General features: G+C 71.7%; 24 protein-coding genes. 4 read left to right on the plus strand and 20 right to left on the minus strand.

Features of this window, described 5'->3' with window-relative positions:
• Positions 1–129 precede the first annotated feature (129 nt).
• Both AQI88_RS28355 and AQI88_RS28360 read right to left on the minus strand, forming a co-directional pair.
• Positions 130–879 carry a TIGR03943 family putative permease subunit gene (locus AQI88_RS28355; RefSeq protein ID WP_067004544.1) on the minus strand — a complete coding sequence of 250 codons (750 nt, stop codon included), beginning with the start codon at positions 877–879 and terminating at the stop codon, positions 130–132.
• Positions 876–1,898 carry a permease gene (locus tag AQI88_RS28360; protein ID WP_067004546.1) on the minus strand — a complete coding sequence of 341 codons (1,023 nt, stop codon included), beginning with the start codon at positions 1,896–1,898 and terminating at the stop codon, positions 876–878. The genes AQI88_RS28355 and AQI88_RS28360 overlap by 4 nt, the downstream gene beginning before the upstream one ends.
• Positions 1,899–2,055: 157 nt before the next feature.
• Here AQI88_RS28360 and AQI88_RS28365 point away from each other — a divergent pair, with 157 nt between their 5' ends.
• Complete coding sequence (locus AQI88_RS28365) at positions 2,056–3,903, plus strand: NAD-binding protein (protein WP_067004548.1); 1,848 nt, start codon at positions 2,056–2,058, stop codon at positions 3,901–3,903.
• A gap of 77 nt (positions 3,904–3,980) precedes the next feature.
• Here AQI88_RS28365 and AQI88_RS28370 read toward each other — a convergent pair whose 3' ends face one another.
• A complete protein-coding gene (locus AQI88_RS28370) occupies positions 3,981–5,798 on the minus strand; it encodes a S9 family peptidase (RefSeq protein WP_067004550.1) in 1,818 nt (605 codons plus the stop codon).
• A gap of 161 nt (positions 5,799–5,959) precedes the next feature.
• On the opposite strand from AQI88_RS28370, the gene AQI88_RS28375 reads away from it, so the two are divergent.
• Positions 5,960–6,742, plus strand: coding sequence for a class I SAM-dependent methyltransferase (locus tag AQI88_RS28375; protein WP_067004764.1), 783 nt, complete (start codon positions 5,960–5,962; stop codon positions 6,740–6,742).
• 60 nt (positions 6,743–6,802) lie between these two features.
• Positions 6,803–7,597 carry an SURF1 family protein gene (locus tag AQI88_RS28380; protein ID WP_067004552.1) on the plus strand — a complete coding sequence of 265 codons (795 nt, stop codon included), beginning with the start codon at positions 6,803–6,805 and terminating at the stop codon, positions 7,595–7,597.
• 13 nt (positions 7,598–7,610) lie between these two features.
• On the opposite strand, the gene AQI88_RS28385 is transcribed toward AQI88_RS28380, so the two are convergent.
• The 14 genes from AQI88_RS28385 to AQI88_RS28445 form a co-directional block, all read right to left on the minus strand.
• Positions 7,611–8,867: a hypothetical protein gene (locus AQI88_RS28385; RefSeq protein WP_244184365.1), complete on the minus strand. Its 1,257-nt coding sequence runs from the start codon at positions 8,865–8,867 to the stop codon at positions 7,611–7,613.
• On the minus strand, positions 8,864–9,550 hold the full coding sequence (locus AQI88_RS28390) for a SigE family RNA polymerase sigma factor (RefSeq protein WP_079057849.1): 687 nt from the start codon (positions 9,548–9,550) through the stop codon (positions 8,864–8,866). The genes AQI88_RS28385 and AQI88_RS28390 overlap by 4 nt, the downstream gene beginning before the upstream one ends.
• A gap of 322 nt (positions 9,551–9,872) precedes the next feature.
• Positions 9,873–10,952: an aspartate-semialdehyde dehydrogenase gene (locus tag AQI88_RS28395; RefSeq protein WP_067004555.1), complete on the minus strand. Its 1,080-nt coding sequence runs from the start codon at positions 10,950–10,952 to the stop codon at positions 9,873–9,875.
• Entirely contained in the window at positions 10,952–12,223 is a 1,272-nt protein-coding gene (locus AQI88_RS28400; protein WP_067004557.1) for an aspartate kinase, read from the minus strand. Before AQI88_RS28400 ends, AQI88_RS28395 begins: the two co-directional genes overlap by 1 nt.
• Before the next feature lie 169 nt (positions 12,224–12,392).
• Entirely contained in the window at positions 12,393–12,569 is a 177-nt protein-coding gene (locus tag AQI88_RS46755) for a hypothetical protein (RefSeq protein WP_167357481.1), read from the minus strand.
• Positions 12,570–12,742: 173 nt separating this feature from the next.
• Positions 12,743–12,937 carry a hypothetical protein gene (locus AQI88_RS28405; RefSeq protein ID WP_067004559.1) on the minus strand — a complete coding sequence of 65 codons (195 nt, stop codon included), beginning with the start codon at positions 12,935–12,937 and terminating at the stop codon, positions 12,743–12,745.
• Between the two features lie 119 nt (positions 12,938–13,056).
• Positions 13,057–13,440, minus strand: coding sequence for a Uma2 family endonuclease (locus AQI88_RS28410; RefSeq protein ID WP_317933609.1), 384 nt, complete (start codon positions 13,438–13,440; stop codon positions 13,057–13,059).
• A complete protein-coding gene (locus AQI88_RS28415; RefSeq protein WP_067004561.1) occupies positions 13,437–18,005 on the minus strand; it encodes a caspase family protein in 4,569 nt (1,522 codons plus the stop codon). The genes AQI88_RS28410 and AQI88_RS28415 overlap by 4 nt, the downstream gene beginning before the upstream one ends.
• Before the next feature lie 21 nt (positions 18,006–18,026).
• Positions 18,027–18,353 (minus strand): Pepco domain-containing protein, encoded by a 327-nt coding sequence (locus tag AQI88_RS28420; protein WP_067004563.1) that lies wholly within the window; start codon positions 18,351–18,353, stop codon positions 18,027–18,029.
• Positions 18,350–18,586, minus strand: a complete 237-nt coding sequence (locus tag AQI88_RS28425; protein WP_067004564.1) for a DUF397 domain-containing protein — start codon at positions 18,584–18,586, stop codon at positions 18,350–18,352. The genes AQI88_RS28420 and AQI88_RS28425 overlap by 4 nt, the downstream gene beginning before the upstream one ends.
• Entirely contained in the window at positions 18,579–19,388 is an 810-nt protein-coding gene (locus AQI88_RS28430) for a helix-turn-helix domain-containing protein (protein WP_067004768.1), read from the minus strand. The genes AQI88_RS28425 and AQI88_RS28430 overlap by 8 nt, the downstream gene beginning before the upstream one ends.
• 64 nt (positions 19,389–19,452) lie before the next feature.
• Positions 19,453–20,115: a DUF5063 domain-containing protein gene (locus AQI88_RS28435; protein WP_067004566.1), complete on the minus strand. Its 663-nt coding sequence runs from the start codon at positions 20,113–20,115 to the stop codon at positions 19,453–19,455.
• On the minus strand, positions 20,108–20,707 hold the full coding sequence (recR, locus tag AQI88_RS28440) for a recombination mediator RecR (RefSeq protein ID WP_067004569.1): 600 nt from the start codon (positions 20,705–20,707) through the stop codon (positions 20,108–20,110). The genes AQI88_RS28435 and recR overlap by 8 nt, the downstream gene beginning before the upstream one ends.
• A 111-nt stretch (positions 20,708–20,818) precedes the next feature.
• Complete coding sequence (locus AQI88_RS28445; protein ID WP_067004770.1) at positions 20,819–21,163, minus strand: YbaB/EbfC family nucleoid-associated protein; 345 nt, start codon at positions 21,161–21,163, stop codon at positions 20,819–20,821.
• A gap of 305 nt (positions 21,164–21,468) precedes the next feature.
• Here AQI88_RS28445 and AQI88_RS28450 point away from each other — a divergent pair, with 305 nt between their 5' ends.
• A complete protein-coding gene (locus AQI88_RS28450) occupies positions 21,469–22,218 on the plus strand; it encodes an SLATT domain-containing protein (RefSeq protein WP_067004773.1) in 750 nt (249 codons plus the stop codon).
• Between the two features lie 30 nt (positions 22,219–22,248).
• On the opposite strand, the gene AQI88_RS28455 is transcribed toward AQI88_RS28450, so the two are convergent.
• The 3 genes from AQI88_RS28455 to AQI88_RS28465 form a co-directional block, all read right to left on the minus strand.
• The gene (locus AQI88_RS28455) at positions 22,249–24,330 is read right to left on the minus strand and encodes a serine/threonine-protein kinase (RefSeq protein ID WP_067004571.1); all 2,082 of its coding nucleotides are present in this window, start codon (positions 24,328–24,330) and stop codon (positions 22,249–22,251) included.
• A gap of 80 nt (positions 24,331–24,410) precedes the next feature.
• Positions 24,411–24,902 (minus strand): MarR family winged helix-turn-helix transcriptional regulator, encoded by a 492-nt coding sequence (locus AQI88_RS28460; protein WP_067004573.1) that lies wholly within the window; start codon positions 24,900–24,902, stop codon positions 24,411–24,413.
• Positions 24,899–25,504 carry a DJ-1/PfpI family protein gene (locus AQI88_RS28465; protein WP_067004576.1) on the minus strand — a complete coding sequence of 202 codons (606 nt, stop codon included), beginning with the start codon at positions 25,502–25,504 and terminating at the stop codon, positions 24,899–24,901. Before AQI88_RS28465 ends, AQI88_RS28460 begins: the two co-directional genes overlap by 4 nt.
• Between the last annotated feature and the right edge of the window lie 85 nt (positions 25,505–25,589).

Genomic DNA, 25,589 nt, shown 5'->3' on the forward strand with positions numbered 1-25,589 from the left:
GTGCGATCGTCTCCTACTTTGCTTCCCATTCGCGAACCGTCGAGGTTGACGAGGCACGATAACCCATCCGGGTGCATGGGCGGTTGGCACGTAGTGATCAACAGCGCGGCAGAGGCGGATCAAGACCTCTCAGTTGTTCCAGGTCTCGTCGTACGGATCGTGCGGGGTCGGTACCGGCTTTGCCGACGTTACCGACAGGTAGGGGATCGGGCCGCCGTTGACCGGGTCGTGGGTCGCCTTCGGACTGTAGGTGCCCGTGACCTCCAGCCAGGCGTCCGGCTGCAGGACCGGGGGCAGCTTGCCGGCCAGGGCGATCTTCACCGGCTGGGCGTCCGCCGCACAGCAGTTGAGGGCCATGCGGACCAGGTAGGGCGTGCCGGTGCGGTCCAGGGCGAGGAAACCGGTGACGCGGACGGAGCGGCCGTGCAGGGAGCGGCCCTGGCCGTAGGCGGCGCGGGAGGCGTAGTCGACCACGCTGAGCGGGACCGGGTCACCGGCCGGCAACGTGCCCAGAGCGTACGGCTTCTGCAGGGCCGTACCGGCGCGCAGTGCGCTGTACGAGCCCAGGGCCGGCGGCGCGATGAGGATGAGGGAGAGGAGGGGGAGGAGGAGCAGCCAGGAGATACGGGGCTCGGGGTGCGTGTGACCGGCGCCGGTGCCGGAGGCGGAGGCGGAGGCGGAGGCGGCCTTGGCCGCCCTGGTGCGCTTGCGCTCGTACCACGCCGTCGCCAGGGCCGCCGCGATCAGGACCGCGCCCGAGGCCAGCAGCAGCGGTTGCAGACCCGCCTTGACGTAGCGCAGGTACAGATCGGTGGCGCCTGCGTGCAGCAGGGCGGCACCCAGCAGGAACATCACCGCCGCCTGGGCCTGCCGGTTCACAGGAGCACCGTCCCGGTCAGTACGGCGCCCACGACGGCCAGGACGAACGTGGCGGGGGCGAAGCGGAGCGCGAAGCCGCGGCCGAACGTCCCCGCCTGCATCGCGAAGAGCTTGAGGTCGATCATCGGGCCCACCACCAGGAACACCAGCTTGGCCGTCAGGGAGAACTGGGTGAGGGAGGCCGCGACGAACGCGTCCGCCTCCGAGCAGATGGACAGCAGTACGGCGAGCACGGCGAGGGCGAGGACGGAGACCAGGGGGTTGTCGGCCGCCGTGCGCAGCCACGCCGCCGGGGTCGCCGCCTTCAGCGTGGCCGCGGCCATCGCGCCCAGCACGAGGAAGCCGCCCGCGTGCATGGTGTCGTGCCGGACCGAGTTCCAGAACGCCTCCCCCTTGGTCGCGCCCTCGTGCGCGCCGTGGGCCGGCGGGCGCAGCCAGTCCGTACGGCCCAGGCGCTGCCACAGCCAGCCCATCGCGCAAGCCACCAGAAGGCTGGCCAGGAACCGGGCCAGGACCATCTCCGGTCTGCCGGGGAAGGCGACCGCGGTGGCGGTCAGGACGATCGGGTTGATCGCGGGAGCGGACAGGAGGAAGGCCAGGGCGGCCGCGGGGGTCACCCCCCTGCGGACCAGCGCGCCCGCCACCGGGACCGATGCGCACTCGCAGCCCGGAAGCACCGCGCCCGCTATCCCGGCCACCGGCACGGCCAGGGCGGGGCGTTGCGGGAGGGCGCGCGCGAAGAAGGCGGGGGGTACGAAGACCGCGATCGCTGCCGAGAGCAGGACCCCGAGGACGAGGAAGGGCAGCGCCTGGACCGTCACGGCCACGAACACCGTCATCCAGCTCTGCATCAGCGGGGTGCCGAGGGCCCCGCGGATCGGGGACTGGGCGAGCACCGCCAGCAGCAGGACCAGCGTCAGGACGAGGGGGGAGCTCAGGCGCCGGTCCCCTTGATCGGACGGGTGGCGCGCCGGAGCCCGCTCGGTGGCGCCGGGCGGGGCGTCTTCGGTGATGGCCACGGGTGCGTACCTCCGGCTGTGTCTCCCTCCCCATCAGTACGCGGTTCCTGGCACAGGTGTTCACCTCGTTGCTGGAACCACCCGTCTCCTTGGGGCAGTCTTTTCCCTCGTGGCGAGTGTTCCGTATCAGGGTGGGCCCGGTGCCCCGTCGACGCACATGGTGGTGTGCGGCGACGACGGTCTCGCGTACCGGCTGGCCGCCGAGTTGCGCGGGGTCCACGGCGAGCAGGTCACCCTCGTGGTCCCGCCGGACGAGCGCACCGCCCGGCCCCCGGTGGTCGGGCGGGCCCGGGCCGCCTCCGCCGCGCTGCTCGACCGGGTGGTCAGCGCCGCCGTCGGCCGGGGCGGCGGCAACGGGTCCGGCACCACGGCAGGCAGCAGCGGCAACGGCACCAACGGCCAACGGACCGACGGCGAACGGGTGTTGGAGGCGGCCGACCTCACCGAGGCCGTGCTCGCCGAGGCCGGAGTGGAGCGTGCCACCGCGCTGGCGCTCGTGCACGACGACGACGAGACCAACATCCGGGCCGCGCTGACCGCCCGCCGGCTCAACCCGCGCCTGAGGCTCGTCCTGCGGCTGTACAACCGGCGGCTGGGCCAGCACATCGAGGAACTCCTCGACCAGACAGCCGCGTTGGCCTCCGGCGAGGGGACCGCCTCAGGCCCGGAGCCGTCCACGACCGTGCTGTCCGACGCCGACACCGCCGCGCCCGCGCTGGCCGCCGCCGCCGTCGCCGGCACCACCAAGGTCGTGCAGACCGACAGTCTGCTGCTGCGGGCCGTGGAGCGACTGCCGTCCCGGGACGGGCAGATCGCCGATCCCGGGCTGTGCACCCTGGCCCTGCTCTCGGCGACCGGCACGGATCCCGCCGGGGCGGACGGCTCCGACGGCAGCGGGGAACAGGGGCCCCGGCTGCTGCCGGGCGACGAGGAGGTACGGCAGGCCACCGGGCGGGCCGCCGTGGTGCTGGAGCAGGTGTCGTCCTTCGGCGGGCCGGAGTCGGCCGCGCCCGGGCGCGGGGTGGGGGTCGTACCGCCGCTCGCCTCGCTGTTCTCGCGGCGGCTGCGGTGGTCGCTGGCCGGGATCGTGGCGTGTGTGGTCGCGCTCGCCGTCGCGCTGTGGGTGGTCACCGGTATCCATCCGCTCGGGGCCTTCTATCTGACGCTGCTGGACCTGTTCGCGATCGACAACCCGGCCATCGGGGCGTCCCTCGGCCGGCAGATCCTCCAACTCCTTTCCGGACTGGTCGGGTTGCTGTTGCTGCCGGTGCTGCTGGCGGCCGTACTCGAAGCCCTCGGCACCTTCCGGACCGCCTCCGCGCTGCGGAAGCCGCCCCGCGGGCTCGGCGGGCATGTGGTGCTGCTCGGACTCGGGAAGATCGGCACCCGGGTGCTGACCCGGCTGCGGGAGCTGCACATTCCCGTGGTGTGCGTGGAGTCCGACCCGGAGGCACGAGGCCTTGCGACCGCGCGGCGGCTGCGGGTGCCGGTGGTGCTCGGGGATGTCACGCAGGAGGGGGTGCTGGAGGCCGCGAAGATCCATCGGGCGCATGCGCTGCTCGCGGTGACCAGCGCGGACACGACGAATCTGGAGGCCGTGCTGTACGCGCGGTCCGTACGGCCGGATCTCCGGGTGGTACTCCGGCTGTACGACGACGACTTCGCCACCGCGGTGTACCGGACCATGCGGGCCGCCCATCCCCATGCCTCGACGCGGAGCCGGAGTGTGTCGCACCTGGCCGCCCCTGCTTTCGCGGGGGCGATGCTGGGGCGGCAGGTGCTGGGGGCGATACCGGTGGAGCGGCGGGTGCTGCTGTTCGCCGCGGTCGAGGTGGACGGGCACCCGGAGTTGGAGGGGCGGACGGTGTCGGAGGCGTTCCGGGCCGGGGCCTGGCGGGTGCTGGCGTTGGAAGGGCGCGCTGATGTGCTCGGCGATTATGTGCTGGCCAAGGGGGATCGGGTTGTCGTTGCCGCAACTCGCCGAGGCCTGGCCGAGCTGGGCTGAACCGCCCAGGGGGCTCCGCCCCCTGGCCCCCCGTCTCGCCCACCCGCCCACCCGACTCGGTGGGCCGCAAAGACGGCCTACAGCTCCAGGTGCCTCCCCGCGAACTCCATCTCCAGTCTGAGCTGCTTGATCCGCTCGTCCACCACCAGTGACCCGTGGCCCGCGTCGTACCGGTACACCTCGTGCACGGCCCCCCGGGCCTCCAGCCGCTTGACGTAGTTGTCGATCTGGCGGATCGGGCAGCGCGGGTCGTTGACGCCCGCCGAGATGTAGACGGGGGCCTTGACCTGGTCGACATAGGTCAGCGGGGACGAGGCCTCGAAGCGCTCGGGGACCTCCTCCGGCGTACCGCCCAGCAGCGTGCGGTCCATGGCCTTCAGGGACTCCATCTCGTCGTGGTACGCGGTGACGTAGTCCGCGACCGGCACGACCGCGACGCCCACCGTCCACGCCTCGGGCTGGGCGCCGACGCCGAGGAGGGTCAGATAGCCGCCCCAGGAGCCGCCGGTGAGGACCAGGCGGGCGGGGTCGGCGAGGCCCGAGGCGACCGCCCAGTCGCGGACCGCGGCCACGTCCTCCAGCTCGATCAGGCCGACCCGGTGCTTCAGGGCGTCCGTCCAGGCGCGGCCGTACCCCGTGGAGCCGCGGTAGTTGATGCGGATGACCGCGTAGCCGTGGTCCACCCAGGCGGCCGGGCCCGCGGCGAAGGAGTCGCTGTCGTGCCAGGTCGGGCCGCCGTGCAGGTCGAAGACCGTGGGGAGCGGGCCGGTGGTGCCCGCGGGCTTCTGGATCAGGGCGTGGATGCGGCCGCCGGGGCCGTCCACCCACGCGTCCTCGACCGGCACCGACGGCGGGCACTTCATGCCGGGCGGGTCCAGGACCACCCCGCCGGACGTCGAGCGGACCGCCGACGGCTCGGCCGCCGACGACCACAGGTACTCCACGCTGCCGTCGGGGCGGGCCGTCGCCCCGGAGACCGTGCCGGGCGGGGTGGGGATGCGGGTCAGTGCGCGGGCGGCCAGGTCGTAGCGGAACAGCTCGCTGCGGGCCTCGAAGCCGTGCACGATGAGCAGGCCGCTGCCGTCCGGATACCACTCGGCGCTGACGTCGCCGGGCAGCTCGAGGCCCAGGTCCGTCTCCTCGCCCGTCGCCACGTCCCACACCAGGGGCTCCCAGCGGCCGCGGCGCTGGTGGCCGATGAGGAGACGGGTGTCGCCGTCGACCGGTGCGAAGCCGAGGACCTCCAGGCCGAGTTCCTCGGTGCCGCCCTTGGTGTCGTCCAGGTCGGCGACCGGCGTGCCGTCCGGGCGCAGCACGCGCAGGGCCGCGTGCATGGCGTCGCCGTGCTCGGTGTGCTCGATCGCGATCAGCGAGCCGTCGTGCGAGAGATCGCCGACGCCCGCCGACTCACGATGCCGGTAGATCTCGACCGGGTCCTCGCCCGCGCGCGCGAGATGGATCGTGCTGCCCTCCTCGTCCGTCGAGCGGCCGACCACCGCCGTGCGGCCGTCGCGGGCCAGGCCCAGACCGGCCGGGTAGGAGGGCTCCAGGCCCGGGACGGCCGTCTCGTCCGGGCCGCCCGCGAAGGGCTGGCGGCGCCAGACGCCGAACTCGTCGCCGTCCTTGTCGTCGAACCACCAGATCCACGCGCCGTCCGGGGAGAGGATGCCGTCCGTCGTGCCGTTCGGCCGGTCCGTCGCCTGCCGCTGCCCGCCCGTCGCCCGGTCCCAGGCGTACAGCTCGTACGTCCCCGTCGCGTTCGACACGAACAGGGAGCGGTCCGGTGCGTCCTCGGCCCAGTCGGGCAGCGAGACCCGCGGCGCCCGAAAGCGCTTCTCCCAGTCCGGCATCTCCGGCATATCCGGTGTCCTGCTCTCACTCTTGGCCCCAGTCATGCGCCCATACTGCCTGGCCGCACGGACAATTCGCTGGCGAGTCCACTCAGCCTGTGGATAACTTCCGGATCATGACCACCAAGTCCGCACACACGTCCGCCCCGAGCACCCCGCCCGCACTCCGGTCCACCCCCGAGGGCTGGCGCGAGGACAACCGGGCCATGTGGGACGAGCGGGTTCCCGTCCACGTCGCAAGCGCGTACTACGACCTCGACGGCTTCCGCGCCCGCGGGGACGTCCTGCGGGACTTCGAGACCGCGGAGGTCGGCGACGTCACCGGCAGGTCGCTGCTGCACCTGCAGTGCCACATCGGGCTCGACACCCTCTCCTGGGCCCACCGCGGCGCGGCCCGCGTGGTCGGACTCGACTTCTCGGCACCGGCCGTCGAGGCGGCCCGCGGCCTGGCGGCCGACCTCGGGTACGGGCCGGACCGGGCGGCCTTCGTGACGAGTGACGTGTACGACGCGGCCGACGCCGTACCCGAGCCGTCGTACGACATCGTCTACACGGGCCTCGGCGCACTGTGCTGGCTGCCGGACATCCGGCGCTGGGCCGAGACGGCGTCCTCCCTCGTCGCGCCCGGCGGCTTCCTCTACCTCGCCGAGTTCCACCCGATCACCGACGCGCTGGACGACGAGACCGGCTCGACGCTCGTACGCGACTACTTCGCGCGCGACGCCCAGGTGTGGGACGAACCCGGCACCTACGCCGACCAGGGCGCCGCCACCGTCCACAACCGCAGCGTCGAGTGGCAGCACACTCTCGGCGACGTGGTCTCCGCCCTCGCCGCGACCGGCCTGCGCCTGGAGTTCCTGCACGAGCACGACGTCTCGCTCTTCCAGCGCTTCGAGAACTTCGAGGTACGGGACGGCTTGCACCGCTTCCCGGCGGGCCATCCGCGCATCCCGCTCATCTATTCGCTGAAGGCCACGCGGCCCGCCTGACGGCCCGGGAACCGGACCCCGCAAAAGGTCCGGTTCCGGTCCCGCCGTACCGTTGAGGGCGTGTACCGGTTTCTGCTGACACCCCGCTGGTGGGGCATCAACGTCTTCGTGCTGCTCGCCATCCCGTTCTGCGTCTTCATGGGGTCGTGGCAGCTGAGCCGGTTCGAGGGGCGGGTGCAGGACCACCGTGCCGCGACCGAGCAGGCCGCCTCCGACAGGCACGGGGCGGCCCGGCCGCTGGCCGCGATGCTGCCCGTCGACAAGAGCACCTCGGGACGGCGGGTCACCGCGAGCGGCCGGTACGGCAAGCAGCTCCTCGTGCCCGGCCGGGAGCTGGACGGCAAGCGCGGCTTCTACGTGCTGACGCTGCTGCGCACCGACTCCGGCAGGGCCCTGCCCGTGGTGCGGGGCTGGCTGCCCGGCAAGGCGGACCCCGCCAAGGCCGCTGCCCCGCCCGTCGGTGAGGTCACCGTCACCGGTGCGCTGCAGGCCTCCGAGACCCCGGGGGACAACGGGGTCAGCGCCCAGGGCGGGCTGCCCGCCGGGCAGACGGCGGCGATCAGCTCGGCCTCACTGGTGAACCTGGTGCCGGACAGGCTGTACGACGCCTGGGTCACCCTCGACCGGGCCGATGCGGGGATGAAGGCCGTGCCCGCGACCGCGCCGAACGGCACCGGTCTCGACCTGAAGGCCTTCCAGAACCTCGGCTACACCGGGGAGTGGTTCGTCTTCGCGGGCTTCGTGGTCTTCATGTGGTTCCGGCTGCTGCGCCGCGAGGTGGAGTTCCAGCGGGACGCGGCACTCGGTCTGGTGCCGAAGCAGGAGGACGTCTCCTCCCCTGCGGCCACCGTCTGACGCCGTCCGGGGGTCACGCCCCGGCCAGCACCCCGGTGTAGTACACCGTCCCCGCGCAGGCGTTCGACACCGTCGCCGACACCGTCGGCGCGCCCGTCTGGGCGGTGTGGGTGACCAGGACGCTGCCGTCGGCCGTCGTGCCGTCCTCGGTGACGAGCTGGGTCGTGGTGCCGGCCGAAGTGCCGCCGGTCTCCGTGCTCCCGGTGGTGCCGGCGTCCGGGCTGGGCGTCGGGTCCGGCGAGGGGCCGCCGCTGTCCGAGCCGCCGGTGGTGGTGGTACCGCCGCCGGTGGTGGTGGGGCAGGTCTCGGAGGGGACGAAGGCGAACTTCTCCTCGTAGGCCGCACCCGGCTGCAGGACCAGCGCCGAGACCTCCAGGGAGGGGTCGGGCAGGCCGGCCGCCGCGTCCCCGGACACATGCCGGGCACGCAGGACCTTGGCGGGATCCGCGGCGCCCTGGGCCGAGACGGCGACCGTGCCCGGGCCGCCGACGGTACAGCCGGCGGAGGAGATGTTGGTGACGCGGAAGGTGCCGTAGACGACCCCCGCGGAGTCGGGGGCGTCGACGCTCTGGGTGGCGGAGCCCAGCTGGACCGCCGTACACACCGGGGTGCCCGCGGCCAGGGTGGCGGACGGGTTGGCGCCGCCGGACGAGCTGCCGCCGGTGCCGCCCGGCTTGTCCGGCGTGCCGCCCTTGCTGCTGCTTCTGCCGTGCCCCGGGGTCCTGCCGTGGGAGCCGCCGGCGCTGCTGGAGCCGCCGTCGGGGTTCTTGCCCTGGCTGGTCCCGCCCTGCGCCTGGGACGACTGCCCGGCCAGGCCGGTGTTGGTGTCGGAGCCGCCGGAGTCGGAGACGTGGATCAGGGCGGGGATCGCGGTGCCGAGGAACAGGGCCGCGGCCGCCATGCCGACGACGGCCTGGCGCTTGCGGGCCCGCCGTGCGGGCACGGCGCGGCGCAGATGGTCCAGGGTGCCGGTGCGCGGTTCGATGTCGTCGACCGCGGAGTGCAGCATCCGGCGCAGGGACAGCTCGTCCGAGTCGAGCCCGTCATGGCCCGAGCCGAGCCCGAGCTCCGAGGCGAGCCCGTCGAGCCCGTTCGGGCCGAGCCTCTCGGGGCCCTTTTCGTCGGGGCCGTGGTTCACAGTTCCGTTCCCAGCGTGCGATTGCGTGTGCTCTTGCTCGTGCGGCTTCGTCGGTTCGTGCCAGGCGTAGGGCTCATGGCGCTCGTGCGAGTGGCGTTCATGGCCCTCACCCTCCTCGGCTTGCTCGCTCATGCCGATGCCTCCATGGCCACCCGCAGCGCGGCGATGCCCCGCGAGCCGTACGCCTTCACCGAGCCCAGCGAGATGCCGAGTGTCTCGGCGACCTGGGCCTCGGTCATGTCGGCGAAGTAGCGCAGTACGAGGACCTCGCGCTGGCGGCGCTGAAGCCCCTTCATCGCCTTGATGAGGTCGCGCCGCTCCAGCTGGTCGTAGGCGCCCTCTTCCGCGCTCGCCATGTCGGGCATCGGCTTGGAGAGCAGCTTCAGGCCGAGGATGCGCCGGCGCAGGGCGGAGCGGGAGAGGTTGACGACCGTCTGCCGCAGGTAGGCGAGGGTCTTCTCGGGGTCGCGGACGCGCTTGCGGGCCGAGTGGACGCGGATGAAGGCTTCCTGGACGACGTCCTCGCAGGAGGCGGTGTCGTCGAGGAGGAGCGCGGCGAGGCCGAGCAGCGAGCGGTAGTGCGCCCGGTAGGTCTCGGTGAGGTGGTCGACGGTGGTGCCGGCGACCGCGGCGTCCGTGTTGTCCGCGGTGGCCGCGTCGGAGCCGTCGCGCTGGCTGGGTATGCGGGCGGGCCGCGCTGCGGGCATGGGCGCGATCACCGGCATGCCGCCGGGAATGCGCGGCCGGAGCGCCGCGCGGGACGGCCGGAGCGCCGCGGTGCCGCGGGCCGCGCTGAGTTCGAGTACCTCTGCCACGCCAGTTGGACACGTCTCCCCCCGCCAGGGTTGTACGTGCCGGGCGTCACATGTGCGACAACCGACGGTGAAGCAAGTGCCGTCATGCGCCCCGCTCTTCCCTTATATCCCATTTGAACGGGCGTCCCCACGCCCCGATCACGGCGTCCCCACGCCAGGATCCTCACGTCTCACGCCCCGCAAGGGTGACGGCAAAGACGCTCCCCGCCCTCCGCATGGTTGCGGGGAGCGGGGAGAAAAATCCTCTGTCGCCGAGGAGCACGGTTCAAGTGGATTGGACCATGCTCCCGGCCACATTTCTTACATGGATCCTACAAACGTCTTACGCGCGGGCGGACGTCCCGCCCATGAGCTCCGCGGCCACCAGCTCGGCGATCTGCGCGGTGTTGAGTGCGGCGCCCTTGCGCAGGTTGTCGCCGCAGACGAAGAGTTCGAGCGCGGTCGGGTCGTCCAGGGCCCGCCGCACCCGGCCGACCCAGGTCGGGTCGGTGCCCACCACGTCGGCGGGCGTGGGGAATTCACCGGCGGCGGGGTCGTCGCAGAGCACCACCCCGGGCGCGGTGGCGAGGATCTCGCGGGCGCCGTCGACGGTCACCTCGCCCTGGAAGCGGGCGTGGACGGTGAGCGAGTGCGTGGTGATCACCGGCACCCGTACGCAGGTCACGGCGACCGGCAGGGCCGGCAGTCCGAGGATCTTGCGGGACTCGTCCCGCACCTTCATCTCCTCCGACGACCAGCCGTCCTCCCGGAGCGATCCGGCCCACGGGACGACGTTCAGCGCGACCGGCTCCGGGAAGGGCCCGGTGTCGTCCCCGACGGCCCGCCGTACGTCGCCGGGTTTGGTGCCCAGCTCGGTCCCGGCGACCAGGGACAACTGGGCCCGCAGCGTATCGACGCCCGCCCGGCCCGCGCCGCTCACCGCCTGGTACGAGGACACCACCAGGTCGCGCAGCCCGAACTCGGCGTGCAGTGCGCCGAGGGCGACGATCATCGACAGGGTGGTGCAGTTGGGGTTGGCGACGATCCCGCGCGGCCGGGTGCGCACCGCGTGCGGATTGACCTCGGGTACGACGAGCGGCACGTCCGGGTCCATCCGGAAGGCGCCGGAGTTGTCGACGACGACCGCACCGCGCGCGGCGGCGATCGGCGCCCACTCGGCGGAGACCTCGTCGGGCACGTCGAACATCGCGATGTCGACCCCGTCGAAGGCGTCCTCGGTCAGGGCCACGACCTCGACCTCCTCGCCGCGCACGGCCAGCTTGCGGCCGGCCGAGCGCGGGGAGGCGATCAGACGGATCTCGCCCCAGATGTCCGCACGCTGGGACAGGATCTGGAGCATGACCGCGCCGACGGCTCCGGTCGCTCCCACGACCGCGAGCGTCGGCTTCCCGGTCGGCGCCATCAGCGGCCCGTGCCTCCGTAGACGACGGCCTCGTCGGTGTCGGAGTCGAGCCCGAAGGCGGTGTGCACGGCGCGCACGGCCTCCGGCACGTCGTCGGCGCGGGTGACGACCGAGATGCGGATCTCGGAGGTGGAGATCAGCTCGATGTTCACGCCCGCGTCGCTCAGCGCCTCGAAGAAGGAGGCGGTGACGCCCGGGTTGGTCTTCATACCCGCGCCGACCAGCGAGATCTTGCCGATCTGGTCGTCGTACCGGAGCGAGTCGAAACCAATACCCGAACGGTTCTTCTCCAGCGCGTCGATGGCCTTGCGGCCCTCGGTCTTCGGCAGCGTGAAGGAGATGTCCGTCAGGCCCGTGGCGGCGGCGGACACGTTCTGCACGACCATGTCGATGTTGATCTCGGCATCGGCGATGGTCCGGAAGATCGCGGCGGCCTCACCCGGCTTGTCCGGCACGCCGACGACCGTGATCTTGGCCTCGGAGGTGTCGTGCGCGACACCGGAGATGATGGCCTGCTCCACCTTCTTGTCCCCAATCGGTTCATTGCTGACCCAGGTGCCCTGCAGCCCGCTGAAGCTGGACCGGACGTGGATCGGGATGTTGTAGCGGCGGGCGTACTCCACACAGCGGTGGAGCAGCACCTTGGAGCCGGATGCGGCGAGCTCCAGCATGTCCTCGAAGGAGATCCAGTCGATCTTCTTCGCCTTCTTCACCACGCGCGGGTCGGCGGTGAACACGCCGTCGACGTCGGTGTAGATCTCGCAGACCTCGGCGTCGAGCGCGGCGGCCAGCGCCACGGCCGTGGTGTCGGACCCACCGCGCCCCAGCGTGGTGATGTCCTTCTTGTCCTGGCTGACGCCCTGGAACCCGGCGACGATCGCGATGTTGCCCTTGTCCAGGGACTCCCGGATCCGGCCCGGCGTGACGTCGATGATCCGGGCTTTGTTGTGGACCGAGTCGGTGATGACGCCTGCCTGGCTGCCGGTGAACGACTGGGCCTCGTGGCCCAGGTTTTTGATCGCCATGGCCAGCAGGGCCATGGAGATACGCTCTCCGGCGGTCAGCAGCATGTCGAACTCACGCCCGGCAGGCATCGGAGAAACCTGCTCGGCGAGATCGATCAGCTCGTCCGTCGTGTCGCCCATCGCGGAAACGACGACAACCACCTGGTTGCCGTTCTTCTTCGCTTCCACGATCCGCTTGGCGACGCGCTTGATGCCTTCGGCATCGGCTACGGAGGAACCTCCGTACTTCTGCACGACAAGGCCCACGTGCGCTCCTCGCTCGGTTCGTTTGTGTCGGCTCAGTCTAACGAGCGTCCGAAATCCACCCTCCTGCTCCCGCATGGTGAGACGTCGGCGCTCGCCTCGGAACCTGCCCAGCGCGCGGCACGCCACGCGGAAAGTGCCCCGCCTCACAGTGACCACGGTGAGTTAAGTTTCAAGCATCAGGGTGCGGGGCGCGCCCGTACTTCTGGTGGAAGACGACGAACCCGTGGCCGAATCCTTGCGACGCGGCCTGCAGCGCGGCGTTCCACCGGTCGAAGAGGGAGGCGATCTGCGCCTTGCGGGGCTCGGGCTCCGCCTTCGGCCCGGCCGCACTGACTCCGGCGGTCACGCTGGCGGCGGTGACCAGGGCGCGGCGGTGACGACGGCGGCACGTACACGGGTCCTACGGGTCATCGCTACTCCGGTGCGGACGGTGCCTGTTGGGATGACTCCAGACTCGCTTCGCACCGGTCAGGGCCCGTGCAGCGGACGTACAAGGAACGTCCAGCACTCCCCCAATTCTCAAGCGACGGCCCTTTGCCCCCGCCCGCGCCCACGCACAAGGCCGACCCCCGCCCCGAGCGAAACGACGCCCATCCCGACGGCGGTCGCCACGCCCTGCGCCCCGTCCACCACGAAAGGCGCGGCAACGGCGACGACGGCATTGAACAGGAAAAGGAACCACAGCACGGGCTTGGAGGCGAGCAGGGACTTCATGACGGCTTCCTCATTTCGTTCTCACGGTCTGACTGACGAGATCAACGATCCCGGCACACCGGAAACGGACCGAGGGAGCGCACTCCCGAAACGGAGGTGTAGCCAGTTACACCATGGCCTCAGTCGACGAACTCCTTCAACGGCTCGGTGTCCAGGGCGATGTTCACCGGGTCCGGGAGCTTCACGGAGGCGCCGAAGGGCAGCTTCTCCTCGTGGCGATAGCGGCCGTCCTCCGGCTGGTTGAAGACCACGACGGAGCAGTCGTCACGGTCGATGAGGAGGTAGACGGGGATACCGGCGGCGGCGTAGCCGTCGGGCTTGTCCACGCGATCACGCTGATTCGTGTCGGAGGCGTACGAGGTGATCTCGACGGCCATCAGCGCGCCCCCGGCTTCCGGCCACTCCCCATGGCCCTTGAGGCCGCCCACCTGGACGAGCACGCCGTCGGCACGAGCCCGGCCCTTCCGGTAGCGCTCGGTCGGGGCTCGAAGCCCGAGGCTCAAGCCTCGGGCTGAACTGGGGGTCCTTGGAGCCGGCGTCGGCGGACGGTTCGGCGGGGCTGCTTGCGCGGCAGGTAAGGATCCACGATCTCTCTCACGGCGGCCTGCTCGGCCGCGGAGGGACGGTTTTGCAGCGCCACAAGGGCAAGGCTCACGAACGTCTCGGGGTCCGCGGCGCCGCCGCCCGGCCGGAGTCTCATCAGAATGTCCTGGAGGGCCGTGATCGGCAGATGCCGGGCGGCGGCGTCGATGATCAGCTTCTTCGCGTCCGGCGCCGCCAGCGCCAGGTCATCGATCAGGTACTCGGCGGAACACAGCGAGATGTAGGTACGGATGACCCGCTCGGCCTCTGCCGACAGACCCGCGTCGGCCAGTCCGACGGCGGTGAACGGCATACACTCCCGTCGCCCCGGCTCGCTGAGGTAGTGCGCCAGTGCCGTGTCGACGTGCGCGGACAGTCCGCGGAGGTTCAGTTCCGTCAGCAGCCGGGCCGGGAGGATGCGCCTGTGCTCGACCGCACCTCTGATGAGCGGGCCGGTGTCGGCGGGAGGCCGCATCGACACGGCGGCCTCGATCAGCTGGACGACCTCGTCGTCTTCGCAGCAGCTCCCGGCCGTGGCAAGGACTTTGCCGCCTTCGTACGTCATCCCCCTCTGGCGCAGCACTTCCGTCAGATGAATCACGTCCTCGGCCGGACGACACAGCACGAACAGCACCACCAGGCCACGGTCGAGGCCGAACGGCAACTGAACGGCAGTCCTCACCAGGATCTCGATGAGTTCCGGCTCAGGACACGCCTCCATGGCCCATCGCTGGATGTCGCTCGGGCGCACGGCGTTGACCGCCATGGCCGATGCCGGAAGCCGCCGGGCGAGACGGTCAAGGGCGCGGTCGAACCCTTCCTTGGACTCCATGACCCGCAACTCGCCCAGGACATCGGCGAACCCCGGCGCCCGGGCCACCGCCACCAGGAGCTGCTCATGGCTCGCACCGCGCTGATGGCGCAGCTCCTCCTGGACGAACCGGGCCAGTTCCCCGGCCGGTCGCCGGACCGCACCGGCCAGCACCGCCGCCGCCCCCGCGACCAGCCCTGCCCGCTTCAGGGCGGCCTCATGGTCGAGCAGCACGGCCAGGGGCTGCTCAGAGAGGGCCGCTTGGCAGGCCTGCCAAGCGGGCGTGGGCCCCCCGATGGGGCCCGGGGGCTGCTCCGTCATGCCGAGGGCCTTGATCAGTCCGGGCAGGTCGGCGGGGCTCCGCCGTGCGAAGGCGGCCCGCAGCACGAGCGGGATCTTCGCCTCCTGACCGGCCGCGTTCAGGGACCGGACCGTCTCGACCAGGGCTGAGTCCGGCATGCGAGCACCCAGGCTCTGGAAGGCCCAGGTGAGGTCGTGGTCCTCGAACGAGCCGGAGGACAGCAGGTGCAGCAGGGCGCCGAGTTCCTCGCCGCTGCGGCGCTCTACGACGGACGCGAGGAACTCCTCTGCCCGGATCGTCTCCCCGAAGGACAGCAGGACCCGTAGGAACTCCACCGCCTCGGATGCCGGCCGGCTCCCGGCAGCGGCCTCCAACACCTGCGAGACCTCCTCGTCCATTCCACCGGAGGTCAGCTTGCCGACGAGCCTCGCCAGCGCCTCCACGCCGCACGACTCACCGGCGATACGCAGAGCGGCCCGGGCCTCGGCGGCCGTCTCCCGCGCGCCGAGGGCACGCACCAACTGGCGGACGCCGCGCGCGCCCTTGGTCGTGACCGCACCGAGCAGAAGCCGCTCTGCGTCCAGGGACACGTCCTCGCCGCTCGCGGCCGCCCCCAGCACGCGCACCGCCTCGACGATCTGCGGAACCAGCCAGCGATGGCCGGCCCGGACCAGGGTGTGATCGGTGACGGCGCCGAGCCCACGGCTCCGCCACCATGCCGTCAGGACGGGGACGTCGTCCACCCCGCGTCCCGTGACGGCGAGTTCGGCGAGCCGCAGAGCCTGTTCCCCTGCGCCGGTCTTGACCAGCTCCTCGACGAGGAAGGCCACGTCCATGAGTGAAGACCATCCGCTCACGGAGATGAGCAGCTCATCCGCGTCAGGTTCCAGCTTTGGGATGATGACGGCCAGTTGGGCGTAAGGACGATGGCCCACGCCCTTCCAGAGCGCCCGTCTCGTGTCGCCGATCCCGCGCTCCCGGAGCGCACGGACCAGGTCCGGCAGCTCCTCGACGGGGCGTTGCGAGCCCGCGGTCTCGGCCAGTTTCGCCCGCAGCCCCTCGGCGAGCGGGACCTCGAACAGTTCGAGCAACTCCCCGAGGGGACGCCGCCCGGCCACGACCTCGCGCAGGTGGAGGCGCCACGAAGCGTCCTCCCCCGAGGGGGCCGCCAGCAGATCGGGCAGTTCGGCCACGGGCAGGGCCAGCGCCGCGCTCGCCAGCGCCGCACGGATCTCGACGCCGCCTTCGGCGCCGTACAGCTTGTCGAGTACGGCGGGCAGATCGTCCCGTGGCCGCGGGTCCAGGAGCAGCGCGACCAGCCTCGCCGCCGGTGTCTCCGCCCCTGCGGCACGCAGCACGCGGAACACGTCGACCACGGTCTCAGCCGACCGGAACCGGGCAGCTTCGAACAGGACGCACTCGGCCTCCCCTCCGTGGCCGCCGACGGTCAACACCTCGATCAGCTCGGGTAGTTCGGCCATGGACCGACAGGTCAGCCACCCACCGAGCACACCCTGGACATCACTGTCGAGCCACCGAGCGGCGAGTCGCCTGACCAGGCAGATCAGCTCGGCGAAACCCCGGCGCGCCAGCACGCGGCTCAGCAGAAGAAGGGCGTGGTTGTGCATCCCCGCCGCCGGCTCCACCTCATGCAGCAGCCCTACCGTGTCGACCAGGCGGGCCACCGACAGACCGGCGGCCGCGCTGTTCAGCACGGCGTCCCGGTCGGCCTCCGTGCCGGGTTCGCTGCCGAGGACATGGAGCAGCCGGGCGGCCGTCGCCGCGTCGGCCGTCGCAGCGCGCGCCAGGAGCGGTCCGGTGAACGCGTCGTACCCGGCCGCGCGCAACACCGCCACGCACTCCAGTACTTCCCCCGCGGGCCGGTGTGCGGCCCCGGCCAGCAACCGCTGCCGGTCGGCGAGACGTCCGCCCGGCTCGCTCAGCGCGGTGAGCGCGGGGCCGAGCGCGTCGGCCGGGCAGTGGCGGCCGTAGTGCGCGAGGACGCGCTCCGCCGTCGGCATCAGCCCCGACTTCCGTAACGCGCCGAGCAGGGACGGGAGTTGGTCCGGCCTACGGCGCCACACCGCCCCGTGCAGCAGCCGCACCGCCGCCTCGATGCCGCCACCCGCGTGCAGCGCCTCCACGGCCGCGACGACAGCGGACGAATCGCGGGCCTTGGCGAGGCGGATCAGGGTGCTGTCGATCTCCCCGGGCGCCACTCCTTCGAACAGCTGGTCCGCCGGGCGGTGGCGCAGGGCGGCGGTGAACAGGCCCAGTTCGATGTGGACGAACCCCTGGCCGTGCAGCTTCCCCAGCAGGTCGAAGAGAGCGGGCCCGGGGCGGCGGCGGGCGCACGCGTCCCAGACGCGCTGCCGGGCCTCCTTGTGGACCAGCTGCGCCAACTGGACGACATAGGTCGCGGGTCCGGTGGCGGCGAGGGCGAGCAGGGGCCCGTCGTCGTTGTAGTGCAGCAACCGGTACTGAGCGACGGCCAGTTGGCGCAGCGGATCCTGGTCGGCGACCAGGGGAGCCGGGGAAGGAGCCGGCGCCCGGCCGGCCGGCGGGGGCGGCCGCTCCTGCGTGTCCGCCAAGGGCCCGGCGAGCAGAAAGCCGTGCTTGTCGCCGCGCGCCCGTACCGTCTGCACGGCCGACGTCTTGCCGTACGCACGGTGCAGTTCCACGACCCGGTCCCGGACCTGCTCCTCCAGCGTGGGCAGGTCCAATGCCTCCGGGTGGCACAGCAGGACGTCCCGTACCGCACGGGAGAAGAGGCTGAAGGACTCCTCGGGCCGGGTGCCGCAGTCGACTCCGTCCCGGACGTGTTCGTCCGCGCGCACGTACCGCGCCTTCTGGCCCTGCGAGCAGGCGTACACCCACGCGACCTTCTGGTGCAGCACATGACTGATCTCGCCCCCCGACCAGCCCATGGAGTCCGCGCTCATGGTGTCGCCATGGAAACCGGGGGCGAACCCGTCGCGGCAGGCGTCCACGAGGAACGCGATGCGCTCGGCGGGCGACGTCTGAAGTTCGCAGCTCCAGTCGAGGGCGACCAGCCCGGTGTGGAACGGCTGGAGCTCCGGATGTGCGTCCTCCGGGACGAAGTAGTCCCGCGCGTTGATGTGGTGACCGTGCCCGCTCAGGCAGATCAGCAGCGTGTCCCCGCTCCGCGCACGTGTGAGGAAGCGGATCACCTCAAGGTTGACGAAGTTCGCGCTGACCACAGCTTTCCGCGGCCGCGCGATGACGACGTCGTAGCCACGCAGCCGCAAGGCTTCGCTCAGCGCGTCCATGTCCCCCGGGATGAAGTGCAGCGGACGGATTCCCGGGGCGTCGTAGTCACTCGCTCCGATCAGGAGCGCCCTGTTCCGGCCCATCGTGCGACGTCGGGCGGGGCGCTACTGCCGGAAGACCAGGGTGATCGAGCGGGAACCCTGTACCTGCGAAGTGCCGACGAGCTGGATGCCGCCGCTCGCCGTCACCTGGAACTGCAACTGGGCCTCCCGCAGCGGCAGGGTGCCGTTCTGCGCGGCCACGTCCGCGAAGACCTGCTGGAGCGCGGTGACCGTCTCGGTGAGGTTCTTGCGGAGCGGGCCGAGCGGCACCTTCCGCAGGACCGCGTCCCCGCCGCGTCGGCCCAGGGCCATGCCGTCGTCGTCCTCGTCCTCGGCGGTCACCCAGAACGCCAGCGTCGGCTCGCCCGCGGCCTCGTCGATTTCGCTCAACTGTCCCCCCACGCAAGGAACTCCGCCCAGGCAGAGGAGGCTATCCGAAGTTCGGGGCCTGCGGGGGTCTTTGAGTCACGGACGTGGACGGCGGCGGAGAGGGCTACTTCGACGCAGTTGCCGCCTTCAGAGTTGCTGTAGCTCGACTTGAACCAGTCCAGCGCGACCTCGACGCAGTCGCCGCCCTCGTTGTCGCTGTAGCTCGACTTGAACCACTTCAACCGGTCACTCACGGCTGTCCACCATCCGCTCGATGAAACGGGCCGACTCGTCGGGCCCGAGAGCCTGCGTGCGGATCATGCTAAGCCGCTCGGTGACCCGGCTGACAACCCCCGGATCGGCCGAAAGCTCGCTGGCGAACGCCCCTTCCATAAAGGCGAACCGCTCGTGGTCACGAGTCTCCAGCAGCACCATGGGCCCCATGATGGCGTCGCTGAAGGCCCGTTCGAAGGGGAGCACCTGCAGTACGACGTTCCGCAGCGCCGCCACCTCCAACAGCCGATGCAGTTGCTCGGTATCCACTTGAGGAGCACGCAGCACCGCCTCGTACAGCACGAAGCTCAGCCCCACCGGCGGTTTCCGTGTGGTGAGGATGGCCTGCCGCTCCATACGGGCCGCGACGCGTTCCTCCACCGTCTCCTCGTCCAGCGGCGGGATGCGGTTGTCGATGAGGGCGCGGGCGTACCCCTTCGTCTGCAACAGCCCCGGCACGAGCGAGAGGTCGTACGACCAGCGACTGATCGCCTCCTTCTCCCGCTCCATAAAGTCCTGCGCCCGCGCAGGAAACCGCTCCCGATTCAGGAACTGCTTCGCCGCGCTCAACATCCCCTGCGCACCGCACAGTTCGTCCGCCACGTCCAGCACGCGTGACGTCGGTCTGCGTACCCCGCGCTCCATCGACTCGATGGTGGCCGGGGAGTAGTTGGCGGCGGAGGCGAGTTTCTCCCGGCTGATATCCGCCTTCGTGCGCCAGCGTTTCAGCTGGTCGCCGCCGTACCGCCAGGCAACGGGCGGCTGATTGTCGTTCGCGTCCACCACAGAACCCCACCTCCAGTCACCGAGCGTAGCGCCGGAGGTACTGTTCTGTGACGGTGTTGTGCTATTTCCCCGGCCGCATCCCCAGTGGCCCGCCGATCTCCTCCGCCATGACCTGTCCCGCCTCGAACTCCAGGGTCTCGTCGCCCATGGCGGGCTGGTCGGTGTCGAGGCCGTCCAGTTCTTCCAGGGGCTGGTTCAGGCGGACGTGGGCGACCAGGGACTGCAACGCCCTCAGGGCCGCGGAGGCGGTGCCGCCCCAGTTGGAGAAGTAGGAGAACTGCCACCACCACAGGGCCTCGGTGGTGCGGCCGGCGCGGTAGTGGGCCATGCCGTGGCGGAGGTCGGTGATGACGTCGGCGAGGTCGTCGGAGATACGGGCCGGGACCGGGGCCTTGCGGGGCTCGTAGGGGTCGAAGACCTCGGAGTAGACGTCGATCGGGTCCAGGAGGCGGGCCAGGTTCTCGCGCAGTTCGTCGACGTCCGGCTCGGGGCCGAGGTCGGGCTCGTAGCGCTCGTCGGGGACGATGTCCGCGTGGGCGCCCAGGCGGCCGCCGGCCAGCAGGAGCTGGGAGACCTCCAGGAGGAGGAAGGGGACGGCCGAGTCGGGCTCGTCACCCTTCGCCACCTCCGTGACGGCCACCAGGAAGCTCTCGACCTGGTCCGCGATCTGGACCGCGAAGTCGTCCGGGTTCTGCGCAGTGGCGTGCAGCGTGGCGTCAGACATCTAGGAGTCGTCTCCCCTCGAAGGCGCGGCCGAGGGTGACCTCGTCCGCGTATTCCAGGTCGCCACCCACCGGGAGGCCGCTGGCCAGGCGGGTGACCTTCAGGCCCATGGGTTTGATCATGCGGGCGAGGTACGTGGCCGTCGCCTCGCCCTCGAGATTGGGGTCGGTGGCCAGGATGAGTTCCGTGACCGTGCCGTCCGCGAGACGGGCCAGGAGTTCCCTGATACGGAGGTCGTCCGGACCCACACCCTCGATCGGGCTGATCGCGCCCCCGAGCACGTGGTAGCGGCCGCGGAATTCGCGGGTGCGCTCCACCGCCACCACGTCCTTCGGCTCCTCCACCACGCAGATGACCGACGGGTCGCGGCGCGGGTCGCGGCAGATGTTGCACAGCTCTTCCTGTGCCACGTTGCCGCAGGTCGCGCAGAAGCGGACCTTCGCCTTCACCTCCAGGAGCGCCTGCGCGAGCCGCTTCACGTCCGTCGGCTCCGCCTGCAGGATGTGGAAGGCGATCCGCTGCGCGCTCTTGGGACCGACGCCGGGCAGCCGCCCCAACTCGTCGATGAGGTCCTGGACCACGCCTTCGTACAACGGACTGCCTTTCCTGGAGACCTTTCGGTACGTACCGTAGTTGGCTGCCGCCTGTCCTTGGAAGGCGGTGGGGGTGTCGCGCTGGTGGCGAACACCGAAACGGTCAGAAGATCAGAACGGCAGGCCCGGGATGCCGCTGCCGCCGCCCAGGCCCTGGGCCAGCGGGCCCAGCTTCTGCTGCTGGAGCGTCTGTGCGTTCTCGTTGGCCGCGTGGACGGCCGCCACGATCAGGTCGGCGAGGGTCTCGGTGTCCTCCGGGTCCACCGCCTTCGGGTCGATCTTCAGGGCACGCAGTTCGCCGGCGCCGGTGACGGTGGCCCGCACCAGGCCGCCGCCCGCCTGTCCATCGACCTCCGTGTTCGCCAGTTCCTCCTGCGCCCGCTGCAGGTCCTGCTGCATCTGCTGGGCCTGCTGGAGCAACTGCTGCATGTTGGGCTGGCCACCACCGGGGATCACGATCAGCTCCTGGTTCTTCGTCGTTCTGCGTCGTTCTTCGTCTGCTCCGCTGTTCTCGTTGAGCACGAGCCTACGTGGTCTACGCGGCCATCGCTCCGCCACTCTTTCGAGTGAGAACGCGGCAGTCCTATACCTGATCAAGGCCCTCTTCCGAGCGGAAAAGCAGGGAAAGCTACCTCTCAGCCACCCATTGGGCGGTAGGAAGGGTGCCGCGCGTCGGCGTGCAATGTCACGCAATGTGACCGGCCGTGATCAGTGCCGTGTTCAGTGCCGTGTTCGGTGTCGTGTTCAGTAGGGAGTGCCGGGTGGGTCAGCCGGAGATGCAGCCCGAGGGGCCGCCTCAGGACGGGCGGGGCGAGGGTGCGGCCGGGCTGCGGCCGGGCGATCTGACCGGGCGGGCGTTTCCGCTCGGGGACTGGGCGGAGCCCGCCGAGCGGCTCGACGAGCTGTACCGCTGGGTGGAGGAGGGGGCGCTGCAGACGGCGGCCTGGTATCTCGCGGACCGGGTGTGGAAGCGGCGAGGGGCACGGGTGCTGCGGACCGGGGCGGCGGCGGGGGCGGTCTGCGGGGCCGCACTGCCGTTGCTGGACCTGACCGGGGTGGTCGGCGGGGTCGCGCCCTGGGGATACCTGGCGCTGATGCTCGCGGTGGCGTGCGTCGGGGCCGACCGGTTCTTCGGCGTGACCTCCGGATGGATAAGGGACGTGGCCACCGCGCAGGCCGTGCAGCGGCGGTTGCAGGTGCTCCAGTTCGACTGGGCCTCCGAGAGTGTGCGGGAAGTGCTGGGACCGGCGGAGGGGACGGCGAGCGAGGCCGCCGAGCGGTGCCTGGCCGTGCTGCGGCGCTTCTCCGAGGACGTGCTGGAGCTGGTGCGCACGGAGACGACCGACTGGATGGTGGAGTTCCGGACCGGCTCGGCACCGCTCGGCATCCAGACGGCGGCGGCTTCAGGGGCACGATCGGAGTCGGCCGGGCCTGTAGGAAGGTTTCCGCTCCCCCCGGCGAACGGCACCCGCCCGAACATGCCCCGGCAACGCCCGCCGGAGCCTCGCTAGGGCCTGTCCGAGCCGCCTGCGGCGCCGCTCTCAGCGCTTGGTGTACGTCAGGCTCTCCCCGCCGCTCTTCTTCACCCGCTTCAGCGTGCCGTCCGACTGCAGCATCACCTCGGTGGCGTCGCCCGGAGAGCAGGACGAACGCGGTTCACCGGAGGACACCGTTGACGGCCCGATCTCCAACGGACCGCCGCCGCCCGGCTGTTCGGTCAGCTTTGCCTCGAAGACGCAGTGGTACGTGCCGCCGCCGTCGGTGGGTCCGTCCGCGACGAGCGTGAGGACCGTGTCACCGACCTGGCCCTGCCCGATGGTCAGTTCGCGGGTGCTGGACCCGTTGGAGTTGTCGATCGTGGTCTCCCAGGTGCCGAGGTAGCCGTCCGGGATCACACCGTCCGAGGGCGCGGAGGAGGTCGCCGCCGAACCCGTGGGAGTGGGTGCCTGGGAGGTGCCGCCCGTCGCGGTCCCGGTGCCGGTCGGCGCGGGGCCGACCGTCCCGCCGGCCGTGTCGCCGCCGCCGCGCTTCATCAGCGCGTACACCGACCCGCCCGCGCCCAGCGCCACCACCAGCGCGATCACGACGAGCAGCGCGGTGGACCGCCCGTTCCTGCGCTCGCGCTCCTGCGGAACGCCGGCCGGCGGCGGGCCGTAGGGCGGGGTGGAGCCGAGCCCGCTGCCTCCATAGGGGTGGTACGACTGCTGCGGGTAACCGTAGGCGGCGGAGGGTGGCTGGGGATGCTGCTGGGGCTGCTGCGGATAGCCGTACGGACCGGGCGCCGCCCCGTACGCGCCGGGCGCACCGTAGCCGGGAGCGGCGGGCGGCGCGGCGGGCGGCGGAGTCTGCCCGGACACCATGGTCGGAAGACGGCTGACGGGTCCACCGCCCCCCTCAGCCGCAGGCGCGGACGGCGGCACGGCCCCCTCGTCAGCCACAGACGCATGCTCCGGAGAGCCCCCGGCCCCGCTCCCCTGCTGATGAACCCAGGCAGGCGTGGGCACTCCCGGCCGATCACCACCTGAGCCGACATCCGCACCGGCACCGACACCGGCACCAGCACCCGAGGAAGCGCCCGCCGAGGCCGCACCCGCGGGGGACCCACTCGCGGGGGCCGCACCCGCCGGGGCCGCACCCGCACCCGCCGACGGCGCCTCCGCCCCACCGGGGCCACCCGCACCCGGCACGGAATCCGCACCCCCCTCCGGATCCTCGGCCTCCAGCAACTGCACCGCATGCCGCCCCAACTGCGCCACCAACGCCCCCGGCAGCCAAGGATCCCGGGACCGCCCCCCGGCCACCGTGTCCTCCGCCCCCGTCCGCTCCAGAATCCGGTCCAGCGAAGGCCGCGCAGCGGGATCCTTCTTCAGGCACTCCCGCACCAGATCCGCGACCCCCTCCGGGACCCCCTCCAGATCCGGCTCCTCCTGAGCGATCCGGAACATCAGGGCATGCACCCCGCTGTTCGCACCCCCGAAGGGCAGCACACCGGTCGAGGCATAGGCGAGCACGGACCCGAGGCAGAACACATCACACGCAGGCGTGATCCGGTCCCCCCGCACCTGCTCCGGTGCCATGAACCCGGGCGATCCCACCAGCGACCCGGTACGGGTCAGCCCCTCCCCCGCCATCGTCTCCATCGCCCGCGCGATCCCGAAGTCGATCACCCGCGGCCCGTCGATGGTCACCAGCACATTCGACGGCTTCAGATCCCGGTGCACGATCCCGGCCGCATGGATGTCCTTCAGCGCATGCGCCAGCCCCGCCGCGAGGATCCGTACCGACCGCTCGGGAAGCGCCCCGTGATCGCGTCCGACGACCTGCTGGAGGCTCGGCCCGGCGACGTACCCGGTGGCCACCCAGGGCACCGCGGCCTCGGTGTCCGCGTCCAGCACGGGCGCGGTCCAGTGGCCGCCGACCCGCTGCGCGGCCTGCACCTCCTGCCGGAACCGCGCCCGGAACTCCTCCTGCTCGGCCAGCTCCTCGCGGACCAGCTTCACGGCGACGGTACGACCCCGGTCCGACCGGGCCAGATACACGTGCCCCATGCCGCCCGCGCCCAGCCGCGCCAGCAGCCGGTAGGCCCCGATGCGCTGCGGATCCCCCGGTCCCAGCTTCTCCATCCCCGCGCCGCCTTCCCCCCCATAGGTCTGCAACGGACCGAGGATAGTGCGGTCGCCCGGGGACTCGCGCGGACCGGGGTCTACGGTTCCGTAACAGCGGCGCCGGACGGTTCCGTGACAGCCCTGCCCGGCGGCCCCAGCTCGTCCAGGACCGCCGACAGCCGCTCCAGGAGCCGTACGGCCTCGGCGAGTTCGGCCTCCCCCATCGCGGCCGCCAGCCGGTCGGCGAAGACCGCGTGCCCGGGGCCGATCCGCGCCACGGCCGCCCGCCCCTCCCCCGTCGGTGCGAGGAGCTTCGCCCGGCGGTGGGCCGGGTTGGGCCGGTACTCGGCAAGCCCCCGCTCCACCAGCAGGTCGGCGACGCGCTGCACGCTCTGCCGGGTGATGCCCATGGCCCGCGCGATGCCCGCCACCGGCAGCGGCTCGGGCAGCACCGCCCCGAGCACCTGCCACCAGGTCGCGGTGAGCCCGGCCGGCCGGGCCAGCTCCTCGGCGACGGCCAGGAACTGCCCGCCCAGCCGGAAGACCCCTAGCGCGCTGCGGCTGAGCAGGTCCTGGCGTTCCCGGCTCACCGGGCGGCCGCCTGCTGGAGGACGAAGTACGCCTCGACGTCGGAGTCGTGGTACAGCCGGTACCAGGCGTCCAGCACCTCGCCCTCGTACACCCCGAGGAGCCGGAAGATCTCCCGGGCGAAGGCGACGGGCTCGGTGGGCCCGGCGGTGATCAAGTGGCCGTCGGTGACCGCGTCGGCGTCGACGTAGCGGCCGATGCCGCCGTAGTCGGTGGCGGCCAGGTAGTAGGGGCTGGCGCTGGTGTGGGCGCGGTCGTCGAGCAGGCCCTCGCGGGCGAGGCCCGCGGTGGCGCCGCAGATCGCGGCGACGGGCACACCGGCGTCGAGGAAGGCGCGGGCCGTGCGGGCGAAGGGGGCCAGTTCGTCGGTTGCGTCCCAGAGGGCGGCGCCCGGGAGGATCAGCAGGGAGCTGTCCTCGGGGCGCACCTCGGCCGGCGTCAGCTCGGGCTGGATCCGCAGCCCGCCGATGCTCATGACCGGCTCACGGCCGGCCCCCACCGTCAGGACCCGGTACCCGGCGCGGGCGAGATAGGCGGTCGCGTACCCCGTCTCCCAGTCGGCGAGGCTGTCGTAGACCGCCAGATGCACAGGCTTGCGCGTCACTTCACTCATGACAGCATGCTGTCACTACGACAGAATACTGTCAATCACTGTCAATCTCTGTCCATCAGCTCTGCGCCCCCCTTCG

Origin of the sequence: Streptomyces cellostaticus, assembly GCF_001513965.1 — a bacterium.
In the GTDB taxonomy this organism is placed as follows: domain Bacteria; phylum Actinomycetota; class Actinomycetes; order Streptomycetales; family Streptomycetaceae; genus Streptomyces; species Streptomyces cellostaticus.